Origin of the sequence: Nonlabens antarcticus, assembly GCF_015356755.1 — a bacterium.
GTDB classification, from domain to species: domain Bacteria; phylum Bacteroidota; class Bacteroidia; order Flavobacteriales; family Flavobacteriaceae; genus Nonlabens; species Nonlabens antarcticus.
Window position 1 is genome coordinate 135,994 of the sequence record NZ_JADFCO010000062.1, and the last position, 21,889, is coordinate 157,882.

Below are 21,889 nucleotides of genomic sequence, written 5' to 3' on the forward strand. Positions count from 1 at the left end.
GAATCTTCTATATTTAAACAAAAATTAAAAGATGAAAAAGATCGTAATCGGCTTCTCTATAGCCATCGTATCCGTCATTGCCATCAGCGCATCGAGTATGTCTGACTCCTCATCTCAAAAAGAAAGTGTTACTGATCCAGAATCGCTGGTAGGTGATTACAATGTATATTCTCTTGCCATGCCAGAAGAACTCTCTTTTGCAGGTGAAAAAGTTCCGCTTTCAGATCCAGATATTGAAGAGCGATTTGATAATGAACTGCTATCTAATGTTTATTTCCAGTCAAATGCCATTAAATTAATTAAGAAAGCACATAAGTATTTCCCTATTATCGAGCCTATTTTGAGAGAAGAAGGAATTCCTGATGACTTTAAATACCTAGCGGTGGCAGAAAGTGCACTTACAAATGCTGTTTCTCCAGCTGGTGCAAAAGGTTTCTGGCAATTGATGCCTGCAACCGCGCGCGAGTTGAATATGGAAGTTAATGATAATGTCGACGAGCGCTATAATATGGAAATGTCTACCCGCGCAGCTTGTAAATATTTGAAGGATAGTAAGAAGAAATTCGGTACGTGGACACTTGCGGCAGCAGCTTATAATGCTGGAAATAGAGGAGTCAACCGCCAGCAGGAACGTCAGGAAGAAGGTGAATATTATGATTTATTGTTGAATAGCGAGACTGCTAGATATGTTTTTAGAATTCTTGCTTTGAAAGAAATATTAGAAAAACCTGAGGCTTATGGTTTCAATGTTCTGCCAGAACATTTCTATAAAAATGTTCCAGTTAGTCAGGTTGAGGTTGATTATGAAATTGATGACTTAGTCGCTTTCGCGAAAGCGAACAAAATCTCATATAAAGTGCTTAAAATTCACAACCCATGGCTGCGGGAGACAATGCTGAACAATAAGTCTGGAAAAACATATTTTATATCCATTCCAAAAGCCGGATATTATAAATAAAATATGCTAGAATGGTTAGGAATGCACTGGTTCTTTACATCACTAATAATTAATTATTTAGTAGCTCTCAGTGCAGCGTTTTTTCTGATCAGAAACAATCAGAATCCGCGTAAAACATTATCATCACTTTTATTCCTCGTCGCTTTTCCTTTCATAGGATTGGGGATATACTACTTCTTTGGTCTGGAATACCGCAAATCCAAAATATTTAAACGCAAAGATTTAAATTCTAATGCACTTATAGAAAAGTGGAATAAGCGTTTGTTTCCTTCAGACGATCAACTGGAACAATACCGCGATAGCTTTTTACAAGATCGTGTGAAAATGGTGAAACTGCTGAGCCACAATCAGAAATCACCACTCACATTACAAAATGATCTTGAGGTAATCTACAATGGAGAAAATACATTTAAAGCAATTTTTCAAGATTTAAAAAAGGCTACAAACCATATTCATCTAGAGTACTTTGTTTTTAACGATGATAAAATAGGAACTGAATTCATCGATCATTTAGTGGAAGCTACAGGTCGTGGTGTAAAAGTTAAGTTGATTTATGACTCTGTGGGAAGTGATTTATCCACTGCAGCTCAGCGCCGTATGACTGCTGCTGGAATTGATCACCATGCTTTTATGCCAGTTCTACTGTCCCGATTCACTAGAAAAGCAAATTACCGCGATCACCGTAAAATCTGTATTGTTGATGGTCACATAGGATATTTAGGAGGTGTCAATGTAAGTGATGATTATGTCAACACACCAGATAGAGACCCTCTAGAGTACTGGAGAGACACTCATTTGCGTATTGAAGGTCATGCTGTCAAAAGTCTGCAATCTCAATGGCTGTTGAATTGGTTTTTTGTTTGTGATGGAGAGGGTCATGACAGTGATGATGAAATTTATGACAGCTACTTTCCAGAGATTGATGAAAAAGAGAACAAGGCAGTCCAGATTGCAGCAAGTGGGCCAGATACAGATTGGGCTAACATTATGGAAGCCATTTTTGCCGGGATTAACTCTGCTGAAAAACGAGTGCGTATTACTACGCCATATTTCATACCTAATGAAGCTATACTAATTGCTTTAAAAAGTGCCTCCAGATCTGGAATAGAAGTAGAGTTGATGTTGCCCAGAATAGGAGATAGTTGGGCAGCGAGATACGCTTCCAGGTCCTATTTTGAGGAACTTATGGAGAGCGGTATCAAAATTCACTGGTATTGTAAGGGTATGTTGCATGCAAAAACGATGGTGGTAGATAACAATTTTGCAACCATAGGAACCTGTAACATGGATTACCGTAGTTTTGGGATTAACTTTGAAATCAACGCATTGATTTTTGACAGCGATACCGCAAAAAATCTTAATGATAAGTTTGATATGGATATTAAAGATTGCCAGCTCATAGATATGAAAGAATGGCAGAATCGATCAAAAATGTATAAGTTTAAAGAGTCTTTTTGTAGATTGTGGGCTCCATTATTATAACATGAAAAAAGGTAAAATGACAGTAGAAATTGTGTTGCTATTACTGCTATTAGGTTTAATAGCAGGATTCTTGAGTGGCAGTGTAGGAGTAGGTGGCGGTGTGGTAATGGTACCACTTGCAATCTGGTTTTTAGGGTACGATCAGTATCAGGCACAAGGAATGAGTCTCGCGGTCCTCGCGGTTCCTGTAACCTTTATTGCTGCATATACATATCATACAAGTGGTCATGAGTTAGACTGGCGCTATGCGTTAGTAATTGCGGTGGCATTTGTAGTAGGTGGTTATTTAGGATCGAAAATTGCAGTAAATTTGAATCAACAAGTTCTTAAGAAAGTGTTTGGGATTATTATGCTAATCGTTGCGATTAAAATGATCTTCTTTTCAGGAGCTAAAGCTTAAAATTTTAAAATAAAAATCATGAATAAAAATATTTTTTTAGTAGCATTTTGTGCCATAGGAATGAGCATGCAGGCACAAATAACTCCAGTACAGCCTAGTCCTAGTGCAAAATTGACACAAACCGTAGGTTTGACAGAAGTTAATGTTGAATACTCAAGACCTGCTGCGCGGGACCGTGCGATTTTTGGTGAATTAGTTCCGTTTGATCAAGTGTGGAGAACAGGAGCCAACTCAAATACTGTTGTCACATTTTCTGATAGTGTAAGTTTTGGGGAACAAAAATTGAAAGCTGGTAGTTATGCCTTGTATACTAAACCGGGTAAGAGTCAGTGGGAAGTCATATTTTATAATAATACAGAAAACTGGGGAACACCAGAGGACTGGGATGAGGCTCAAGTAGCTGCCACGGTAATGGCGCCGGTTACTAAAACTTCTAATAAAACAGAAAATTTTACCATTGCGGTTAATAATCTTATGGTTGATGGAGCTACTCTTGACATTATGTGGGACCAGACAATGGTTTCTGTGCCATTTACAGTGCCTACAGATCAGAAAATGCTAGCCAGTATTAACAGGATTATTGCGGGTCCAACGGGAACGGATTATTTTAGTGCCGCGAGTTTTTACATGGAAACAGGTAAAGATATCAATCAAGCAAAAGAATGGATTGACATCGCCGTTGAAAAAAGTCCTAATGCTTACTGGATGTGGAGAATGAAATCCTTGATAGAGGCAAAAATGGGTGATAAGAACATGGCAATCGAGAGTGCAAAAAAATCATTAGCTCTTGCGACGTCCGCACCTAATCCAGATTATGTAAGACTCAACAAAATATCTTTAGAGGAGTGGGGAGTTAAGATGTAATATCTTTTAAACTATTTCTGCTTTCGCGAAAGCTGACTAATCTAAAACCGCTCTACATAGAGCGGTTTTTTTTATCGAACAGTATTTAGTTAAATCGTTGTCCGTCATGAATACGAGTCGATGTTTGCTTATAAAAGATATAAGTCGCTGGTTATCTATTATGAAAGTCATCCATTTGTGATTAACGTAGTGACGTCTAATTTTAGATTTGACTTAAATTGTGACTTTAAATTTAAAGTATCTCAACCTTGATTAAACCTTAGTTAAAGACACCGAAAAGCCCCTTTTTGCAGCTTACTTTTATATTAAATAATTATAGTTATGAAATTTACAAGAAATGCGGAAGCGCAATGGAAAGGAACCGGAAAAGAAGGTAAAGGTCATGTGACCACTGGTAGTAAGGCAATGGTAGATGTTCCTTATTCATTTGGAACTAGATTTGAAGGCGAACAAAAGGGTACAAATCCTGAAGAATTATTAGGTGCAGCTCACGCAGGATGTTATACAATGCAGTTAAGCTTCCTATTAAATGAGGAGGATTTTACAGCAACTAATTTACATACAGATGCTAAAGTGCATTTTGCAGATGGTGAGATAACTACGGTTGATCTAGAGGTTACGGGAGAAGTTCCAGAAATCTCTGCAGATAAGTTTAAGGAGATCGCTAATAAAGCTAAAGAGGTTTGTCCTGTTTCAAAGCTTTTTAAAGCTAAGATTAATTTGAAAGTCAGCTTAAAAAAGTGAATTTCTAAATAGTATCAGAAAATCCGCTGCAGCACTTGCAGCGGATTTTTTATGCGGCGTAAATTGAGAAAATATTCCAGGCAGCATACAAGTTAGCAATAACCAACACAATTGCAAGAATTAAACCTGGTATCCTATAAATCTTCTTTTGAATTCCTAAGGCGATGAGCAAAGGCGTAAATGCTGTTAGAATTCTTAAAATCAAATAAACATTGCTGGAAATATTTATTTCTAATTCCGATTTTATGATGTTTAATATGAAACGTAAAATAAGTACAAACATTAATAAAACCACAGCACCGAATAGAAGGGGGTCACGCCAGGCTTCTCGATCCTTTTCCAACCTTGGAGCCTGAGCGCTCTCTTCTTCTTTTTCATCAAGCCTCTTAAATTCTGACTCAGCAGGAAAAGTTTTATTATTTCCTACAATGAATCGCAGTTCAGGATGTTCTGAAATGGGTTTCATCTCCACCTCATTTGCTTCCCGAACCTTAAAATCCGGACGTAGCTTTTTGTCCATCATTTCTGTAACTGTAAAAGGCCCAAATTCGCGCAAGCCATCGCCGTAATAATATCTATTCATTTAATACTGTTTTAGGAGTAGAGGGAAGAGAATCTTTAGGCGACTGAATTAATAAAGCAAGCCCCATAGTTAACAAGGCTCCCAGCGGATTCAACCATAAGAAAGGTAGGATTTTGATTCCGTTATCCTGCAAGTCAATTAAATAGCAAGCGATCACAACAACTTCTGAAATCAATGCTGCAATAAAAATGGCTCGGCCTCTGATTTTTTTCAAATAGAAGGCAGTAAGAAAAATCCCGAGAATCGTACCGTAAAACAAGGAACCGATAATATTCACCAACTGGATCAAATTATCAAATAAGGAGACCACACTTGCAAATACAATGGCGATTATACCCCACATTAAAGTGAACCACTTGCTCGCTATAACATAGTGATCGTCTTCTTTCCCAGCACCGCTAAACCTCTTATAGATGTCAATTGTGGTGGTAGAAGAAAGAGCATTCAATTCTGAGGCGGTGGATGACATAGCGGCACTGATAATTACCGCTAGAAGAAGACCTATCAAACCTTTAGGCAAGTGGTGCAAAATAAAATTGATAAATACAAAATCCTTGTCATTGGTCTCCGCCGTGGGATCTGCTTTTGTGATGAGATCTCTTGCGAGTTGTCTGTTTGATTCTTCTTGGCTTCTCAAAACTTTGAGCTCGTTGCTCAGTCTATTTGATTCGGCCGAAACTCCGTTCTCTAGTAATTTTCCATAGGCGATTTGCTTCTCTTGTTTCTCCTCGAGAATGGAAGCATGATTAGACTGTAAAGCCTGATAATCTCCAGAATAGTCACTTTCAAGAACAGCTTTTTCTGCTGCTGGATTAAAGTTAAGTGGTGTGGAATTGAACTGGTAGAATACAAAAACCATCACACCTACCATCAATATAAAGAACTGCATGGGAACTTTAAGCAACCCGTTAAAGAGTAGGCCGATCCGCATTTGCTTTACTGATTTTCCTGATAAGTAGCGTTGCACCTGCGATTGATCTGTTCCAAAATAACTGAGCATTAAAAAACTGGCGCCAAAAATTGCCGTCCATACATTATAGCGATCGTCCAGAGAAAAATTGAAATCTAAAATCTTCATCTTGTCGGCATTACCTGCCATAGTCAGCGCATTGTCAAAAGAAACGGTATCTGGTAATTGAGTGACTATAAGTACAAAAGCGGTGATCATACCCGCCATAATAACGATCATTTGTTGCTTTTGAGTCACATTCACAGCCTTGGTACCTCCAGAAACGGTGTAGATAATAACTAATATTCCTATAACAATATTGAGGTATTTGAGTTCCCAATTCAATACCGCACTCAAAATAATCGCCGGCGCATATATCGTGATTCCTGCAGCTAGGCCTCGCTGGATAAGGAATAGGATGGAGGCAAGTGACCTTGTTTTCACATCAAACCGCTGCTCCAGAAATTCGTAGGCGGTATAAACCTTAAGTTTATGATAGATGGGAATAAAAGTGACACAGATAATAATGACCGCTATAGGCAGCCCAAAATAGAACTGGACGAACTCCATCCCGTCCGTATAGGCTTGACCAGGCGTACTCAAAAAAGTAATGGCACTAGCTTGTGTTGCCATGACAGATAAACCTACTGTCCACCATCGCGCATCACCGCCTTTTATATATTGCTCACTGGTCTGTTTTCCACGTGTTTTGTAAACCCCATACAGCACGATAAATGCAAGCGTGGAGGCAAGTATAAACCAGTCGACAATGGATAATTCCCCCAGGCTACCTGAGAACCAATCAACTATTCCCATAAACCGAGCTTATTATATAGAATGCAACGGCAAACAATAGGTTAGCGACAGCTATGAGAATGTAGAAATACATCCACTTTTTAGAACTTTTGATCTTGTTTTCTTTCAAGGTTGGCTTCATTTTTACTTAAACTAATCATATTTGCGAGCAGCTTATAAGCTCCAGAAACTCCAGCAGGCAATTCTCTAAATAGACTTAAACCTGTATAAACCACGTGACCTTTACCATATGGAGCAACCAGCAAACTTCCTTTTGTTTGAGCCTCACCCTTATCGTTCATTCCTAAGATAGGAGTGAAGGCAGCATCCCACTTTTCAGGGAAATACAATCCACGTTCTTGAACCCAGCCTTTAAAATCATTTTCGGTAATTTTATTGGGTGACTGGAGCACCTTATGTTCGGGATTTAAAAAGGTTACCGCGGCGTTTTCATCAGTAACCCGCTTCCGCGAAAGCGTAATTGACAACGGTCCCAGTGCATCATTAGGAATCCCACGGTCTGTATTGTATTGCATTATAAGTGTACCGCCGTTTTTCACGTAAGCGTCAAATCTATTTTGAAGGTTTGCCATCGCTTCTGGCTCTACATTAAACGCCCTAATTCCCACCACAACAGCGTCATATTTACTTAAGTCTGCGGGAACTTCGCTAGGCTCAAACTTGAAAACCTTACTACCTATGGCTTCAATGGCCTGAGCAACCTCGTCACCAGCGCCGTTGATATACGCGACTGTTTGAGCAAAATTGGTCAACCCTGGATTAACAATCTTAGCGCTAGCTGCTTTTACCAACTGTTGATTTGGGATGTGGTTATAATCAATGAGAATTACTTCTGAAGTAAACTTTTGATCATCAATTCTAGCAACTATGTCCAGCTCGCCTTGAGAAGAACCATAAGGTGCCGTAATGTAAAAGTGCTCTGTAGTTTGTTGTCCTTTTTGTAGATCTTTTGGTATTCTCTCTACAATCTGGTTTTCCCAATCGTCTGGAACGCTTCCATATATTTTTAAACCTTTGATATCTTTGTAGGCCTTAATAGTGACATTGATCGTTTTAGATTCATCATCACTAAAAACATACACCGGGTTCTCGATAGAGATTGAAACTGCCGGAACCACCATAAAAGGTTCATAAACTTCGCCTCGCACACGATCTGTGGTTTTATAAATAACAGGCAATGACATTTCAATTTTCTGATTGCCAAAATTTAAGATCAATGGTACTTGAAAGGCAGCATTTGCCTCAGGTAAACCTATCAAGTTAGGATCATTAACGGTGTACATTCCCACGGTGCCCTCTTCCTCTAAATAATACGGATTTGTAGCTTTTGCATCTTCAGCAATTTTAAGCGTTCCAGTTATCGTTATTGATTTATTTTTTGTCAGTGATCCTTTGGACTCTTTAAAGGAAACGGCTGCATTATTATTAAGTTGAAAATCCAATTGATCCAGCGCGCGGTTTGCAATTTCCACATTTAATTTTACTGATTCTCCAGGCGTTGCGTATGCTTGGGAAACATATGCCTTTGCATAAAGCCCGATAATATCTTCAACGATTCCATCGACTTCTGCCCGTTTTATACTTTTCCAATACCCTGAGTTCAAAGTATCGATTTCATTTCTTAATTCTAGCAACCCTTTCAGACTGCTAGATGGGTTTTTAAAGTCATAAGCAGACTGTACCTTTTCCAGTTGCGCTAATACTTTTTTCCCATCATCAACACGTGTCCAGGTTGTATTGATCCCAGAAAACGGATCTGATTTATCGGTAGGTCGGGTTCCTTTTAAAAACTCCAGGTATTCTGTTGACGACCCACGAGATCCGCTGGAACCAAATCCTTGAGACTGGTGTCTGCTTCGGCTCAATGCAGCAATTTCACCTATAGAGTAACCGCTATAATTTAAATAATCACCATCTTCTAGTTCTAATAAGTTGGTTTTGTCCGCTTTCGCGAAAGCGTCCTCGCTGCCATAAAACCACCAGCTGGTATTAAAGAATAAACGCTCCGGCTTCCAGGTGTCCACATATTTTAATTGTGCGGGAAAAGCATTTTTGTCATTTACAAGGTCAAATGCCTCAACACTTAAAATGGCACTGCTGGTGTGATGACCGTGGGTTTCCCCTGCGGTTCTATGATCAAATCTATTAATGATAATATCTGGTTGAAACTTGCGGATCACCTGAACTACATCAGAAAGTACCTCATTACGATCCCAAATCTCTAGGGTTTCCTCTGGGTCCTTAGAATACCCGAAGTCATTTGCCCGAGTGAAAAACTGCTCGCCGCCATCGATATTGCGGGCTTCCAGTAATTCTTGTGTTCTGATCATTCCCAGTTGTTCCCTTAATTGTGGTCCCACGAGGTTCTGACCACCATCACCACGAGTAAGTGACAAATAAGCCGTACGCGCCATTTTCTTATTGTCCAGCCAGCCGATTAGCTTGGTATTTTCATCATCAGGATGCGCCGCAATAAAAAGCGCCGACCCTAGAAAACCCAACTTCTCGATCTTGTGATAAATCTCTGAACTGCTGGTAGGCCTATCGCCCAGTCGGTTTTCCTGTGCCACAGACGTTGCTATAATAAAACAAGCAACTAACAGTGAAAGAACGTATTTTTTCATAGGTGGTGAAGATAGAATTTTTGAATCGGAATGTTTTAATGGTATACGGAAACTAGGAGACGATATTAAGGCCTCTGTTTGAGGTAAGTTAGTGGAGTTTGAATGGAGAGCCTACTGCTTTTGTAGTCTTTGAAGTTTCGGGTAATTACTATAGAAATATCTTTGTTCGCGGCTGCTGCAAAATTTTGTAAAGCGTCTTCGAAATCTTTGAAACTAGAATTAAGAGCGTCAATCACAGTGATTTTATTTATTTCAACAAGATCGATGACTTCCAATAATTTTAAAAAACTCTTTACAATGTTTTCGTGAGAATGAATTTTCCTTAATACATAGTGAGCATTGGAGAGGATAACGGGACTAGTATACCCCTTAATAACCCCAGTTTTACAAAGCTCATAAATCTTAGCTGCATCATCTGAAAATGGTTGACGATTGAGCAGAAAATCAAGCATAACGTCATTGTCTATTAGTACGTGATCCATACCTACAAATATTTCTTTTCCAGTTCTTCTTGCAAAATCTTTTTATAGTCGTAATCAAAACCTGAACATTTAGGTGGTGTGAGAGCGCCTTTCAATGAATCTACCCAAGGACTCAATTCATCTTCTTCAATAGAAATCTGTTTCTTTCCCGAGATGTGTTTCAAATAATTCTCCACCAGTTTACTCAAACTTTGATTTTGTTCTTTGGCAAACACTTTGGCCATTTCAATGACGTCCTTTTTAATGCTTAACGTAAGTTTTGTGTTCATCCTGAAGATCTTAAATAGTTATACGTAGTAAATATAATAAAAAGATACGTAACAGATTTCTAATCAATTGGTATGTTGCGGTGCTTTCCGCTTAAAATGAGGAACAAACCATAACACATCATTCCAAAAGCAACAATACCCATGAAGACTGCTCCATAAGTCGCATCCATAAAGGCAAAAGCAGCATCAGCACCTTTCGGTAAGTTTTCCATATCATAGTAAGCAGATCGGGCCAATACATAAGCAAAAACACCAAAAACAATCCCACGACAGAATCTACCGAAGCGACCTAATCCCATCAACCATTTGTACTGTAATGTGGTCAGGTTATCAGGCAGCGTCATTTTATTCATCATGTCAGAAAAAGAGATCCACCACTCATTTATAGCACTAACTGCCAGTCCTATGGCTATTATGTAAACTAAAATTTTCCCATAAATTGATTGTAATACCATCAATTTAAAGTTGGAATCACTGTTGCTTTGGGCTCCTAAAAGTATCGTGATACAAGTGAACAGTAAAAGACAATATCCTAAGCCATTGATAAGATAGGCTGCTCTTCTAAAATTAGGTTTGTTTTTAGACCCATCATAATCTCTATTATTAAAGGTGAGATAGACGCGAGAGAAAATGTAACCGATTAGTCCTATGGATACTGCTAGCAATAAAAACCACCCAAAAGATAAACCATAAATCCATTGAATGACTTCCTTTTCATTTTTCAGAGTATAAGTTAGATTACACGCTGTTATAAATGACATGAAGCCTATCAGAAAGAAGACGATGCCTTTTGTGGCGATTCCTACTCTTGCAAAACGTCTGGAATTTTTCAATAATTGGTTTTAGAAGAACTGTCGCGCAAAGATAATAGTGACGCACATAGGATGAAACCCTTTATCAAAAGGTTATACTAATTGTTCAAATTAATACTTAGGCTTACAAATCTTTTTAAAATCTAATTCTATTAGAAGTTTAAAATAGCATTGGCAATCGTACGCTATCGTTTTCGTAATTTTGCAACATATAAAATAAGGATATCGCAATGCAGGATCAGACCCCATATACTCCAAAAAATAAAGTAAGAATTGTAACCGCAGCCAGTCTATTTGATGGTCATGATGCCGCTATAAATATTATGCGCCGCATCATTCAATCTACGGGTTGTGAGGTGATTCATTTAGGCCACGACCGCAGCGTTGAAGAGGTTGTAAATACAGCAATTCAAGAAGATGCAAGCGGTATTGCGATGACTTCTTATCAAGGTGGTCACACCGAATATTTCAAGTATATGCGCGATCTTCTGGTGGAGAAAGGCGCTGGGCACATCAAGATTTTTGGTGGCGGTGGCGGTGTCATCCTTCCATCAGAAATTAAGGAATTGATGGATTATGGAATCACCAGGATTTACGCGCCAGATGATGGACGTGAGATGGGACTCCAGGGAATGATCAATGATCTAGTAGAGCAGTGTGATGTGGAGGTTCCCCCATTTCCTGTAAAGGAATCAAAAGACAAGGACGCGAAAGCGAAATTAAATGGAGAATTGCTGGAAAATCACGTACCCACCATTGCCCGATTGATCTCTCTAGCAGAAAACCGTCACGAGGACTACGTAAAACACTTTGCAGAAGCCGATAAAACTGAAATCCAAGCGCCAGTGCTAGGAATTACTGGAACGGGTGGGTCTGGAAAATCATCTCTCGTTGATGAACTGATCCGAAGATTCCTAGTCGATTTCCCAGAAAAAAATATTGGGGTAATTTCAGTCGATCCTTCAAAAAGAAAAACGGGAGGCGCATTGTTGGGAGATAGAATACGCATGAATGCGATTAATAACGACCGCGTTTATATGCGATCTCTAGCAACACGTCAATCAAATCTTGCTCTTTCTAAACACGTGCAGGAAGCTGTTGACGTTCTGAAAGCAGCAGATTATGACCTTATCATTCTAGAAACAAGCGGGATAGGGCAGAGTGATACAGAGATTATGGACCATAGCGATGTGGCTTTATATGTGATGACACCAGAATTTGGTGCTGCAACTCAGTTGGAAAAAATCGATATGTTAGATTTTGCTGACGTGGTTGCCATCAACAAATTTGACAAACGTGGTTCGCTAGACGCTTTGCGTGACGTTAAAAAACAATATCAGCGCAATCATAATCTGTGGGAGACAGATCCTGATACACTTCCTGTTTATGGAACTATTGCAAGTCAGTTCAACGATCCGGGAATGAATGCGTTGTATGAAGCATTGATGGGAGAAATCACTACAAAAACCCATGCCGATTTCAGTTCCACCAACAAACTGAACACCGTTCAAAGCGAGAAAATATTTGTAATTCCACCAGCGAGAACACGCTATTTAAGTGAGATTGCAGAAAGCAATAGATCCTACGATCAAACAGCAGAAGTACAGTCAGAGGTTGCTCAAAAGCTATTTGGAATTTATAAAACAATCCAAGCGGTTCTTGATAATTCTGAATTTAGAATGGAGAATTCAGAAATGCTGACCGATAAAGGTCTCAATGAAGAAGCAATACTTTCTTCTCTTAGAGAAGATGTTCGCAGGACAGATGGAATTGAAGCTGATGAGCAGTTTTTAGATTTACTTATCGCTCAATTCAATAAAACCTTAAAAGACCTTGATCCCTACAACTGGGAAGTTATCTTCGGTTGGGGAGAAAAAGTGAATAAATACAAACAACCTATTTACGAATTCCAAGTTCGCGATAAGGTTATCAAAATAGAAACCCACACAGAATCTCTTTCTCATAAGCAGATTCCAAAGGTAGCGATGCCTAAATACAGCGCTTGGGGTGATATTTTAAAGTGGTGTCTGCAGGAAAATGTTCCCGGTGAATATCCATATACCGCAGGATTGTACCCATTCAAACGTCAGGGTGAAGATCCTACTAGAATGTTTGCTGGTGAGGGTGGACCGGAACGTACAAATAAGCGATTCCATTACGTAAGTCTGGGCATGCCTGCAAAACGTCTGAGTACGGCTTTTGATAGTGTAACTTTATACGGGAACGATCCTGGATTGCGACCAGATATTTATGGGAAAATTGGTAATGCAGGAGTAAGTATCTGCTGTCTTGATGATGCTAAAAAACTGTATTCTGGTTTTGATTTGTCTCATGCAATGACTTCCGTTTCTATGACGATTAATGGGCCAGCGCCCATGTTGTTAGGTTTCTTCATGAATGCCGCAATTGATCAGAACTGTGAACGATTTATTACAGAAAATGAACTGGGCGACAAGGTAGAAGCAAAGCTTAAAGAGGTTTATGACGATCACGATGTAGAACGCCCTTCCTATCTAAATGCAGATGGCGAAAAAGTCATTTCAAAAAACGGCAAAGTCGACACTTCTAAATTGCCAGAAGGAAATGATGGGTTGGGGTTGATGCTATTAGGTTTAACAGGTGATCAAATCCTAGAACCATCAGATTATGCCAAAATCAAAGCGGAAACCCTAGCACAGGTTCGTGGGACCGTTCAAGCCGATATTTTAAAAGAAGATCAGGCACAAAACACCTGCATATTCTCTACTGAATTTGCTCTGCGGTTAATGGGTGACGTTCAGCAGTATTTTATTGAGGAAAAAGTACGCAACTTTTATAGTGTTTCTATTTCAGGATATCACATTGCAGAGGCGGGAGCAAACCCGATTACCCAACTAGCATTCACGCTAGCAAATGGTTTCACTTATGTAGAATACTATTTGAGCAGAGGAATGGACATCAATAAATTCGGTCCTAACTTAAGTTTCTTCTTTTCTAATGGTGTAGATCCAGAATATTCTGTGATCGGTCGTGTGGCGAGGAAAATTTGGTCTAAAGCGTTGAAACATAAATACGGTGCGAATTCCAGAGCACAGATGTTGAAATACCACATTCAGACTAGTGGTAGATCACTGCACGCTCAGGAAATTGATTTTAACGACATTAGAACCACGTTGCAGGCGTTGTACGCGATTTATGACAATTGTAATTCGCTACACACAAACGCTTACGATGAAGCAATCACGACACCTACGGAAGAATCGGTGAGACGTGCGATGGCGATCCAGCTGATTATTAATAAAGAATTGGGACTTGCTAAGAATGAAAATCCGATTCAAGGATCCTTTATCATTGAAGAGTTAACTGATCTGGTAGAATCTGCCGTATTGGAAGAATTTGACCGCATCACAGAACGTGGCGGAGTGTTAGGAGCTATGGAAACGATGTATCAGCGCAGTAAGATTCAGGAAGAATCCATGCACTACGAGATGCTGAAACATACTGGCGAATTCCCAATCATAGGAGTGAATACATTCCTAAGTTCTAAAGGAAGCCCAACGGTATTACCGGCTGAGGTAATCAGAGCAACTGAAGAAGAGAAACAGGCTCAAATTGCAACCAAGAATAATTTGCATTCCGCTTTCGCGAAAGCATCACAAGAGCAAATTGATAAGATACAGGCCGCAGCAGTAGCACAAGGAAACATTTTTGAACATTTGATGGAAGCAACTAAAGTTTGTACGTTGGGTCAGATTACTGAGGCATTGTTTGAAGTAGGAGGGCAGTATAGGCGCAATATGTAAGCAGAGAACCATAACCCGCTGCGCGGGATGTGTGTGAATCGCTTATCCCGCTAAGCGCAGCGAGAGCGGGATCTATCGTTTTGTAAAGATTTTGACTGAAGAAGGGTTATGTGTGAATCGCTTATCCCGCTAAGCGCAGTGAGAGCAGAACCTTATGTAGAATACAGCTTCGTTACGTTGCAGGCAGCTTTTCCTAAGCTTGACTGGGGATCACTTTCTTTGAAATATTTGTGAATGAAACTAATTTACGTTTGAATCCATTATATTTAGAGGACAACAAACTAATCCAGATGAAAAATTTAATAATATTCTACCTAATCATCCTAGTGCCCTTGGCATTTTTAATTTGGTTGACTAAGATTGAATTTCTAGATGGTTGGTTGTTCATGAGTATTCTGCTCATTTATACATTTGTATATCGAACTTACACAGACGGAAAAAGACTCGCCAGTAAAAATATCATTCTTGAAAAAGACATCTGGAAATTGGTTATTCCCGGTAAGCGTTTTCAGTATTTCAGGGAGTTGTATTTAAAATAGAAGCAGCTGGAAAAATAATTAGATTTTCAGCCACTATTTGAGGTACTCTTTAAGTTTGTGTAGTAACCAGAAATTATATCACGACGGCATATCACGAACCTACTGCACAAAAGCGTTGTAAACCTTTGTAAGAATTTAGCTTCAGCAACTATTCGGTGCTGGTAGAATCAGCTCTGGAATAAATAGAAATTGAGTGAATCGGCAAGAAGGCATTTAACAATTTCTACTTTTGAATTTTAAGTAAATGTCTTTTCAATTAATCCGGATTAGGTTTCATCGCGAACAAGCAATATTGTAGTTTGACCTTTTTTTTAGTCTTTTACCTTCAGTCTAAATAAGCTCTTAAGATAAAAGCTCCTTTACTTCTGATTAAAATTATTTAATGATATCCACTAGATTTCTGACAATCCTGCAAAATCAGCATTTTTCAGTCAATTCTACGCTTTAGGAATTAACAATTGTAATTGTCTGTACAACTAAACCAAGATTATTTTTGATGAAAATTGAAGTTCATGAAAAATAGTTTTATTCTTTGGATGGTTTTTGGAATAGTTGCATCCAGTTTTGCTCAAGTTGGAATCAATACGGCAACTCCAGACGACTCGGCCATCTTAGATATTACTTCAACTGATAAAGGGGTTTTGTTTCCTAGGATGGATTTGAAGAATTTGAATGAGGCATCTCCAATTTCGAACCCACAAGAAAGTCTAGTAGTTTGGAATACAGACACTAAAAATGGTGGGGCAAAAAAAGGTTTTTATTATTGGGATGGGGAATGGAAGAGGTTTGGTATTGTTGATGATCGTTTGTCTGGGGTGTTTGGACAATTAAAGTTGAGCTCAAACGTGAAAGGAAATTTACGTGCAGCTTTTAACAATACTGTAGTGTCAATAAAAGGAAGTTCAACTGGAAAGTTTTCAGGTGTCACACTCAACGAGCCAAATTTTAAAATGAATACTCAGTTAGGAGGTCTTTATGAGATAAAATTTACAGTTACTTTTAAAAATGATAAAACTGTTGGATCTAATCAAATTGAGTTTTACACAACTCAAAATAATAATTTAATGCAGTCTACAGTAACATCCGGCTTATTATCATCCGATAAAAATTCGGTAACTTTTGTTGGTAATGTCAACTTGATTGCTAATGCTGAATATGCTTTAGGTTTTCGACCAGCGGGACTAAATCCCAGCAATAAAGCAACTACTATTACAATTTTTGAAGATTTAACTCAGTTCTCCATCAAACGACTTTGATTAGTCTACTAGTCGTTAATTTTCTTAACACAAATTTATTCCCCACACCCTCAATTTCCCGCTGATTTTTAGCAATTTGCACGACTTATGTGCGTTACTCTAAACACGCATCTCTAGTGGAAAAGGAAGAAGAAAAAAAAGACAAAAAACCAATTAGAAGATTCCGCTGGCTGCGCAGGCTGGCACGGGTATTTCTGGGTATTCTGATTTTTTTAATCCTGTTGTTATTGTTTATTCGCAGTCCGTGGGGACAGAATATTATCGTGGGTCAGGCCGTCAAATATGTGAAGGATAAAACAGGAACTGAGGTTTCTGTTGGTAAACTTTTTGTCACATTTGATGGAAATATACAACTGGATGATCTTTATCTAGCAGATAAAAAGGGCGATACGCTCGTTTATTCTAAACATTTAGAAGCAAGTATTCCGTTGTTGCCTATCATTAAAGGCGATGGTTTTGGCATCGATTATGCGCGCTGGGATGGTTTTAAAGCTCGGGTTTCCCGCAGGGATTCCATCAGTGGTTTTAACTATCAGTTTTTGATGGATGCCTTTGTGGTAGAGGATACAACTACTACTTCAGAGCCTGTACAGGTTTCCATAGGAGATCTGGATTTTTCTAATTTTGACATTACGTTCAAGGACGATGTTGAGGAACTGGACGCTATAGTCCAATTTGAAAAGTTTCATCTTTCCATGAATGAGCTCGATCTCGAGCAGATGATTGTGGACATTGATGCTGTATCGCTTACAAATGCCGTGATTAAATATGATAAGGATACGGTTACCGCTTTCGCGAAAGCGGAAAAGGACAGCGATCCCAACACAGACACCACCATCGCAGAGGCGATCACAGACGACGCAGGTGACTCTCCATTGCCCTTGATAACCGTAGGAAACCTTAAAATGGACCGGGTGGCACTCGAATATGAATCTGTGCCTGATGCGATCAATTTCAACAGTATCATAGGGTTGCTGGAAACTTCTATTTCTAAAGCAGATGTGGGTGCAAGTGCCTATACCGTTGACTATTTCAATTTGAGCCAAAGCCATATAAAAGTGGCCATGAAAACTGTGGTTGAAGATGATGCGACTGCTGTAACTAGTGAAACCGCTCCATTTGAATGGCCAGATTTCGTTATTGATGTAAACGATCTAGCGCTGCGTAATAATAGCGTGGATTATAGGATGGATGGTGCTGCACCGGTACGGAACACGTTCGATCCAAATGCGATTGTCCTAACTGATTTTAACCTGCTTGCAGATAAGATTCTTTATAAAAATAAGGAGGCCAACGCAGAGATTTCAGAGCTTATTTTTGAAGAGGCCTCTGGAATCAACGTGAAACAGTTTGCGTTTGCATTAACTGCAAACGATAAGGCCATTAATATTACAGATCTCAATGCGCAGGTTAATAATAACGCTCTGCAAGGTAATGTGATGTTGGGATACACTAGTATGGATGCTTTTATCAGCAATCCAGATAAAGTAAAGCTGGATGTTCAAATCCCAAGATATATGATTGATTTAGCTGATATTTTCAGATTCCAGCCAGATTTGAGATCCAATGAATATTTACTTGCTTTAAGCAAACGTCCACTAACGGGAAGCTTAAAAGCTAAAGGCTCTACAGCTGCCTTGCAAATACCAAATCTTGTGGCTAACTGGGGAAATCAAACTGCTATTATGGCAACGGGAAGCCTGCGCAATGCGACAGATCCAAATAATCTATATATCGATTTTCCTTCCATAAAAATGCGCTCCACAAGAGCAGATCTTACGAATTTTATTAGTGAAAAAGACTTGGGGATTCAATTACCCGAGCGTTTTTCATTGGCAGGAAATGCACAGGGTCGAGTGGATGATATAACCGCCAAAGCCACGTTAACAACGAGTTCAGGAACGATAAAGCTAGATGGAGGTTTCAAGAACCAAAAATTAATGACTTTCAATGCAGATGTTGAGGCCGTGGAAGTAGATCTGGGTGCTATTTTGCAAAATCCGCAACTGGGGAAATTGAATTTAAGTATCAAAACGAATGGTTCTGGATCAACACTAAATAATCTAGATGCTGTTGTTGATGCTACCATTTCAAGTTTTACCTATAATGATTATGAGATAAAGGATCTTCCCATTAATGGGAAGTTTAAAGACGGCAATGGCTCTGTTACTTCAAAATACAGGGATAAAAATATCGATCTGGATCTGGACAGTCAGATCAAGCTGGATAGTGTGGCCACAGAAGCAAACATGCAACTCGATATTGCTGGTGTGGACTTGCGGGCTTTTGGGATAACGACCCAAAACGTGAAGGCAGCCGGAAAAATATCGGCATTTTTTAAGGGTGATGCAGAAAATTTTGAAGTAAAGTCAACCATTACAGATGGTATTGCTGTATTTGACGAACAATCCTATTTGCTGGGGAATTTAAATTTGAGTGCATTTGTAAATCCAGATTCAACATCAGTAGATGTGAAAAATAAGATGCTTGATTTAGAATTAAGGTCCAATGCAGATCCTACAGATCTTACCGCCGCGATGAAACGACATATTGATCGTTATCTCAGTCCTAAAACTGCGGTTGACACGATCAAACCAGTCGTCATGAGAGTGAAGGGAACCATCAGTCCAGCGCCCATTTTAAGGGATGTAATCCTACCCAGTCTTGAGGCTCTTGACACGATCAGGATTGCAGTGGATTTTAATGAGTTAGATCGTAAACTCGATGCAGATATCAAGGTTCCCTACGTAAAATATGCAGGTAGCGAGATTGATAGTCTTTTGATCACTTCTACTTCAGATGCTGAGAATCTAACTTTTAATTTAGGGTTTAAAAACGTTGTCGCTGGACCTCTCCACATAAAAAGAACAAACCTTAATGGAGTCATTACAAGTAAGGCGTTAAATATTGATTTTGTTTCTTATGATGAGGAAGAAGTGCTGATGCAGTTCAATAGTGCACTGAAAAGAAGATCAAATGCTCAAGGTATTGAAGAGCTTATCTATAGTGTAAAGCCCGAGAATTTAACTCTTAATAAACAATCGTGGACCATACCCGCAGATAATTCCCTGACGTATAATGAGAATGAGTTAGCCTTCAATGACTTCAAACTTTCCAATGGTTCTCAAAGTGTGGAATTTAGTAGCAATGTATCTGGCATCACTAAAGATCATCTGGGGATTTTACTGAATGATTTCAAACTACAATCCATTATTTCTCTCTTAAATTCTGACGAGGAGTTGGCAAGCGGCAGTGTAGATGGGAAATTGGTTTTAGAAGATATTTTCAATAAGCTAGGTTTTTCTGCAGGTCTATCTATCGATGATTTAAAAGTTCTAGAGGTTCCATTGGGCACAATGGGATTAGATGCCGGGACTGAAGACGGACAGCGCTACACCATGGACATGAGTCTTAACGGCAATGACATTGATCTAGCGGTTGACGGTTCTTACGTGGCAGATCCTGAGGCTGCCCAACTGGATTTAAACCTTGATCTACAGAAACTGGGTATGCAAACCTTAACCGGAATTGCAAGTGACTTTTTATCTGAAGGTTCAGGAAACCTTTCCGGAAAAATGAAAATTACTGGGACTACGGCAGCACCAGATTACGTGGGAACTTTCCGTTTTAACGACGCAAAATTTACCGTGGATATGCTCAATGCCCCATTTGAGTTCAGAGATGAAGAATTAATTATCAACAATGACGGGTTGTCCATGGCTGACTTTACCATTCGTGATGCAGACGATAACACTTTTGTAGTGGATGGACTCATAGGAACAGAAGAATTGCTGACGCCTACATTTGATCTGCGAATGAAGGCTGAAAATTTCACGGCCTTAAACTCCACCGCTTCAGACAACGATTTGTACTACGGTAAAGCCACTTTTGACGCCACCGCAACCATAACGGGAAATAGTACGGTTCCCGTAGTGGATCTAACCTTTAATGTAGATGACTCTACAAATGTGACCTATGTTATCCCAGGTACCGAACTGGATATCGTTCAACGCGATGGCATTGTCCAATTTGTAAATAAAGAGAACCCTGATGATATTCTTACTCGTACTGAGGAAGAAAGCGCTACCCTAACTGGTTTTGATATCACCGCAAACTTGAAAATTGGGAAAGAAGCTGTTGTAAATATTATTGTTGATCCTACTACTGGAGACAATTTACAGGTGTCTGGGGATGCAGATCTTAAATTTAGAATGACTCCTAATGGACGAATGACGCTTGCGGGTCGTTATGAAATTGACAATGGTCATTATGAATTGAGCTTGTACGATATCGTCAAGAGAAAATTTGACCTTAAAAAAGGTGGTATTGTTTCCTGGTCAGGCGATCCATTTGATGCAGATTTGAATGTAAGTGCGATTTATGAGATTGAAACCAGTGCGAGTGCTCTTATGGCATCCCAGACTAGCGGCGCTGATCAGAACGAGAAAAATAAGTTTCGTCAGGAATTACCGTTTCTAGTCTACCTGAATGTGGATGGAGAATTACTAAAACCGATAATCAGTTTTGAATTGGACTTGCCTGAGAATGAAAGAGGGTACGCCAGTGGACAAGTCTATGGTCGATTGCGACAATTGAATACGCAAGATCAGGAATTGAATAAACAGGTGTTTTCCCTTTTAGTGCTCAACAAGTTCTTTCCAACCAGTGGTGCAGATGGTAGTTCTGGTGGAACGGCAACGATAGCCCGTGATAATATCAATCAGGCATTGAGCGATCAGCTCAACCAGTTTGGTGGTAAATTATTGGGTAATTCTGGAATAGATTTAAATTTCGGTCTTGATAGTTTTACAGATTATCAAAGTGGTACGGGACAGGACCGCACCCAGTTGGATGTAACCGCTAGTAAGAAATTACTGGATGATCGATTAATTGTAAGTGTAGGTAGTGAGGTGGATATTCAGGGTAGTGCCGCAGAGTCTGAAGGCAAAACACCTGTGGTGGGTAATGTGAGTCTGGAATATCTATTGAACGAATCTGGGCAATGGAGGTTAAAAGGATTCCGTCGCAATCAGTATGATAACGTTATTGATGGACAATTAGTCGTGAGTGGGATCAGTTTGATATTTACCAAAGAATTTAACGAATTCAAAAACTTGTTTACCAAAACTGTTCAAGAAGCAGCAGCAGACGAAAAAAGAAAAGAGGAAGCAGCAAAGAAGAGGGAAGAAGAAAAAGCGAAAGCCAAACGAGATGAGGAAGAAGAGCGTCAAAAACAGCTGGATGCCACTAAAAAAGAGCGGGAAGCAATGAGAAAAAAGGAGAACGAAAACGAAGATCAAAAACAATAACTCTCGAATGAAAATTACGT

General features: G+C 39.3%; 15 protein-coding genes. 9 read left to right on the forward strand and 6 right to left on the reverse strand.

Features of this window, described 5'->3' with window-relative positions; genetic code table 11:
* Positions 1–31: 31 nt before the first annotated feature.
* From IQ282_RS03915 to IQ282_RS03935, 5 genes are all read left to right on the forward strand, one after another.
* Positions 32–958 (forward strand): lytic transglycosylase domain-containing protein, encoded by a 927-nt coding sequence (locus IQ282_RS03915; protein WP_194850602.1) that lies wholly within the window; start codon positions 32–34, stop codon positions 956–958.
* 3 nt (positions 959–961) lie between these two features.
* A complete protein-coding gene (cls, locus tag IQ282_RS03920) occupies positions 962–2,440 on the forward strand; it encodes a cardiolipin synthase (protein WP_194850603.1) in 1,479 nt (492 codons plus the stop codon).
* Between the two features lie 16 nt (positions 2,441–2,456).
* The gene (locus IQ282_RS03925) at positions 2,457–2,840 is read left to right on the forward strand and encodes a sulfite exporter TauE/SafE family protein (protein ID WP_194850604.1); all 384 of its coding nucleotides are present in this window, start codon (positions 2,457–2,459) and stop codon (positions 2,838–2,840) included.
* An 18-nt stretch (positions 2,841–2,858) separates the two neighbouring features.
* On the forward strand, positions 2,859–3,704 hold the full coding sequence (locus IQ282_RS03930) for a DUF2911 domain-containing protein (protein WP_194850605.1): 846 nt from the start codon (positions 2,859–2,861) through the stop codon (positions 3,702–3,704).
* Between the two features lie 321 nt (positions 3,705–4,025).
* Positions 4,026–4,448, forward strand: coding sequence for an OsmC family peroxiredoxin (locus IQ282_RS03935; RefSeq protein WP_194850606.1), 423 nt, complete (start codon positions 4,026–4,028; stop codon positions 4,446–4,448).
* A 49-nt stretch (positions 4,449–4,497) separates the two neighbouring features.
* Here the strand turns inward: IQ282_RS03935 and IQ282_RS03940 are convergent, their stop codons facing one another.
* The 6 genes from IQ282_RS03940 to IQ282_RS03965 all read right to left on the reverse strand — a co-directional run bounded on the left by IQ282_RS03940 (position 4,498) and on the right by IQ282_RS03965 (position 11,004).
* Positions 4,498–5,031, reverse strand: coding sequence for a hypothetical protein (locus IQ282_RS03940; RefSeq protein ID WP_194850607.1), 534 nt, complete (start codon positions 5,029–5,031; stop codon positions 4,498–4,500).
* The gene (locus IQ282_RS03945) at positions 5,024–6,796 is read right to left on the reverse strand and encodes a sodium:solute symporter (protein ID WP_194850608.1); all 1,773 of its coding nucleotides are present in this window, start codon (positions 6,794–6,796) and stop codon (positions 5,024–5,026) included. The genes IQ282_RS03940 and IQ282_RS03945 overlap by 8 nt, the downstream gene beginning before the upstream one ends.
* A gap of 80 nt (positions 6,797–6,876) precedes the next feature.
* A complete protein-coding gene (locus IQ282_RS03950; protein WP_194850609.1) occupies positions 6,877–9,420 on the reverse strand; it encodes a PIG-L family deacetylase in 2,544 nt (847 codons plus the stop codon).
* 65 nt (positions 9,421–9,485) lie between these two features.
* Positions 9,486–9,902 (reverse strand): PIN domain-containing protein, encoded by a 417-nt coding sequence (locus tag IQ282_RS03955; RefSeq protein ID WP_194850610.1) that lies wholly within the window; start codon positions 9,900–9,902, stop codon positions 9,486–9,488.
* Positions 9,903–9,904: 2 nt separating this feature from the next.
* Positions 9,905–10,171: a DUF6364 family protein gene (locus IQ282_RS03960; protein WP_194850611.1), complete on the reverse strand. Its 267-nt coding sequence runs from the start codon at positions 10,169–10,171 to the stop codon at positions 9,905–9,907.
* Between the two features lie 59 nt (positions 10,172–10,230).
* Positions 10,231–11,004 carry a DUF1206 domain-containing protein gene (locus IQ282_RS03965; RefSeq protein ID WP_194850612.1) on the reverse strand — a complete coding sequence of 258 codons (774 nt, stop codon included), beginning with the start codon at positions 11,002–11,004 and terminating at the stop codon, positions 10,231–10,233.
* A 209-nt stretch (positions 11,005–11,213) separates the two neighbouring features.
* Here IQ282_RS03965 and IQ282_RS03970 point away from each other — a divergent pair, with 209 nt between their 5' ends.
* From IQ282_RS03970 to IQ282_RS03985, 4 genes are all read left to right on the forward strand, one after another.
* The gene (locus tag IQ282_RS03970; protein ID WP_194850613.1) at positions 11,214–14,765 is read left to right on the forward strand and encodes a methylmalonyl-CoA mutase family protein; all 3,552 of its coding nucleotides are present in this window, start codon (positions 11,214–11,216) and stop codon (positions 14,763–14,765) included.
* Positions 14,766–15,055: 290 nt separating this feature from the next.
* The gene (locus tag IQ282_RS03975; protein WP_194850614.1) at positions 15,056–15,304 is read left to right on the forward strand and encodes a hypothetical protein; all 249 of its coding nucleotides are present in this window, start codon (positions 15,056–15,058) and stop codon (positions 15,302–15,304) included.
* A 512-nt stretch (positions 15,305–15,816) separates the two neighbouring features.
* Complete coding sequence (locus IQ282_RS03980; RefSeq protein ID WP_194850615.1) at positions 15,817–16,560, forward strand: hypothetical protein; 744 nt, start codon at positions 15,817–15,819, stop codon at positions 16,558–16,560.
* Positions 16,561–16,676: 116 nt separating this feature from the next.
* Entirely contained in the window at positions 16,677–21,869 is a 5,193-nt protein-coding gene (locus IQ282_RS03985; RefSeq protein WP_317174178.1) for a translocation/assembly module TamB domain-containing protein, read from the forward strand.
* Positions 21,870–21,889: the final 20 nt, after the last annotated feature.

Bases quoted from the DNA above. Each gene is read 5' to 3' on its own strand.
- IQ282_RS03915 (WP_194850602.1), top strand. From the start codon at position 32: ATGAAAAAGATCGTAATCGGCTTCTCTATAGCCATCGTATCCGTCATT.
- cls (WP_194850603.1), top strand. From the start codon at position 962: ATGCTAGAATGGTTAGGAATGCACTGGTTCTTTACATCACTAATAATT.
- IQ282_RS03925 (WP_194850604.1), top strand. From the start codon at position 2,457: ATGACAGTAGAAATTGTGTTGCTATTACTGCTATTAGGTTTAATAGCA.
- IQ282_RS03930 (WP_194850605.1), top strand. From the start codon at position 2,859: ATGAATAAAAATATTTTTTTAGTAGCATTTTGTGCCATAGGAATGAGC.
- IQ282_RS03935 (WP_194850606.1), top strand. From the start codon at position 4,026: ATGAAATTTACAAGAAATGCGGAAGCGCAATGGAAAGGAACCGGAAAA.
- IQ282_RS03940 (WP_194850607.1), bottom strand. From the start codon at position 5,031: ATGAATAGATATTATTACGGCGATGGCTTGCGCGAATTTGGGCCTTTT.
- IQ282_RS03945 (WP_194850608.1), bottom strand. From the start codon at position 6,796: ATGGGAATAGTTGATTGGTTCTCAGGTAGCCTGGGGGAATTATCCATT.
- IQ282_RS03950 (WP_194850609.1), bottom strand. From the start codon at position 9,420: ATGAAAAAATACGTTCTTTCACTGTTAGTTGCTTGTTTTATTATAGCA.
- IQ282_RS03955 (WP_194850610.1), bottom strand. From the start codon at position 9,902: ATGGATCACGTACTAATAGACAATGACGTTATGCTTGATTTTCTGCTC.
- IQ282_RS03960 (WP_194850611.1), bottom strand. From the start codon at position 10,171: ATGAACACAAAACTTACGTTAAGCATTAAAAAGGACGTCATTGAAATG.
- IQ282_RS03970 (WP_194850613.1), top strand. From the start codon at position 11,214: ATGCAGGATCAGACCCCATATACTCCAAAAAATAAAGTAAGAATTGTA.
- IQ282_RS03975 (WP_194850614.1), top strand. From the start codon at position 15,056: ATGAAAAATTTAATAATATTCTACCTAATCATCCTAGTGCCCTTGGCA.
- IQ282_RS03980 (WP_194850615.1), top strand. From the start codon at position 15,817: ATGAAAAATAGTTTTATTCTTTGGATGGTTTTTGGAATAGTTGCATCC.